The organism is Gilliamella intestini (genome assembly GCF_900094935.1).
Lineage (GTDB): Bacteria > Pseudomonadota > Gammaproteobacteria > Enterobacterales > Orbaceae > Gilliamella > Gilliamella intestini.
In genome coordinates this window covers 1-2104 of the sequence record NZ_FMBA01000093.1, presented here as the reverse complement: position 1 = coordinate 2104, position 2104 = coordinate 1, and the positions used below count along the sequence as shown (strand labels likewise).

1 protein-coding gene and 1 pseudogene are annotated in these 2104 nt (G+C 36.7%); both read left to right on the top strand.

From position 1 onward, the window contains the following. Nucleotides 1-912 (top strand): annotated as a pseudogene (locus GA0061080_RS12690) (hypothetical protein); the annotation flags it as partial. Between the two features lie 106 nt (nucleotides 913-1018). Then, a complete protein-coding gene (locus GA0061080_RS12120; RefSeq protein ID WP_091126176.1) occupies nucleotides 1019-2053 on the top strand; it encodes a toxin-antitoxin system YwqK family antitoxin in 1035 nt (344 codons plus the stop codon). Nucleotides 2054-2104: the final 51 nt, after the last annotated feature.

Here is a 2104-nt window from a genome sequence, read left to right as displayed (position 1 = left end):
ACACGCTTAGGCACCGCCAATGGCACCGTACAAGTGCGGGTACAACGAAACCGCGGAAACTGCGCCTATGGTAACAGTAACAGAGAAACAAGCGAAGGAGGGACTTTTTTATCGTCAGAAAACCAACAATTCAGGGTGGTGAATCGTAGTTTTTATGAAATTTATGCCCCCGTATTTACGCAAAGAGTAAATAACAGGAAAAACTATAACGCAAATCCATATAATTTCTTAGCCAATAACAGGAAAATGGCATATCTAAAAAATAATAATTCAACTAAAGTTGCATATATATATCACGATCCGTATGATAATGAATTTATCCTGACCACTTGTGAAAAAACTCAGGTAATGGGAAGAAATATTGGGATAATTTTAGATCATATTCCGGCAGGATACACCAGAAGCGCCGCTGCTCCTGCGGGAGGAGATGCAGAGAATAATTATTATTACCCTAATGGAGATATTGTAACAGATGGACACTTTTTTAATTCACGAACTAGTAGAAGGTTTCCAAGTCAGCGTAGAAGAGTGCAATATTCAGCCACGGGTAATCAAGTTGATTTGGTAAGAATGCCTGATGGATTAAATATTAATTTAGGTAATAACATACTTATAGCATTTAATTTCATAGATACGCAAAGAAGGTATTGCAGCCCAGAATGTTTTGCCGGATTTATGGGGGTGCTAGGACAATTTGGTATTGCAAGGGTTAGGTGTACTGGAATGTGTTTCGGGGATGCAACCTGTTATCCAAGCACAACTCATAACAATGGGGTGAGCGTGGATACAGGTTATCTAACTGGTAATATTAACCGACCTAATAATACAAACCAACAAGATTTATTATATGCGTTTGTTGATTGGGCTTTACTCAAGTTATTGCCGCTGAAAATAGACAAAATTGGCTGTTAGGGGCGAATAGGTACAATAAAGCGCATAATGATCACCTACATGCCGGGATTTTTGACAGCAATTCTCTGGAAACCATTATATAAAAAATAAACAAGGAATATTAGCAATGAGATTAATATTAGTATGTATCACTCTCCTATTTATGATAGGTTGTAAACAAATGGTTAACAGCCAACCGATTATAAAAACAGAAAATAAAAAAGACCATTTTATTACCCAAATTATGCAAGCTCCTCTTGCCAGCCCGCCAATTGGTGATAAACATGTTTTATATCCTTTTGCCACACATTGGCAACATGCAGAAACAGAAAGTGAACGTTCGGGGAATGAAAAGGCTTTTGATGAATTAGCCAGGAATTTATATAAGCAGTCCCAATCAGAACAATCTTATACAGTTACTTTAACCCAAGAAAATTTAAAGCAGATTGTTCAGGATTCCTATGATATCCCATTTAATATCAACGATATTTTAAACCAGAAGATTACAGTTCATGTGGAAAAAATAGCCGGCTTTCCTCAGTTTGATCTGTTTCTACTCACCACTGAGAACCTTGAGTTAGAATGCAACCATTGCGAGTATGGAAGTCATCTTGTTTTTCAATCCATTATCTCTATCAGCTCTGATCAAATTGTGGATAGATTAGTAGCCACTTACGAATATGGAAATGATCTGAGTAGAGGCTATCGATTTTTCTATTATGATAATGGGAAAATAATTATTAGGGATCTTGGTAGTGATGAGACAGACAGTGCTGCTAATGAAAAAAGAACATACCAACTGACACCCCAAGGCAAATTCATCCGCTATTATGATACTAATGGTTCTTTTCAAAATACAGATCTTAATGATACAGAGGAGGGTTTAGTTCAAAACCATACTCGCGAGGGGGTATGGATAGAGATAACAGGCAGTAAATATGCGCCTCTAGGTATCGGTTATATTTATCTCGAATCGGAATACAAAAATGGCCTGCCTGTTGGTATTTGGAAATGTCATCAATTAGAACAACAATATAATGAACTGAATGAACCCATCTTATCCACTCGCAAAAAAGGCAAACTTTTGTACACAGAAACCTATAAAGACGGTGAGCTTGTCGAACGCAAATTTGTGGATAAAGAAATTGATGAATTGAATTAAAGATTGTGTAGTAAACAAACGATTATTATGCTTATCACCCTCATAAATATG

What these genes read in the sequence shown, in the direction of transcription:
- GA0061080_RS12120 (WP_091126176.1), top strand. Translation starts at nt 1,019, where the DNA reads ATGAGATTAATATTAGTATGTATCACTCTCCTATTTATGATAGGTTGT.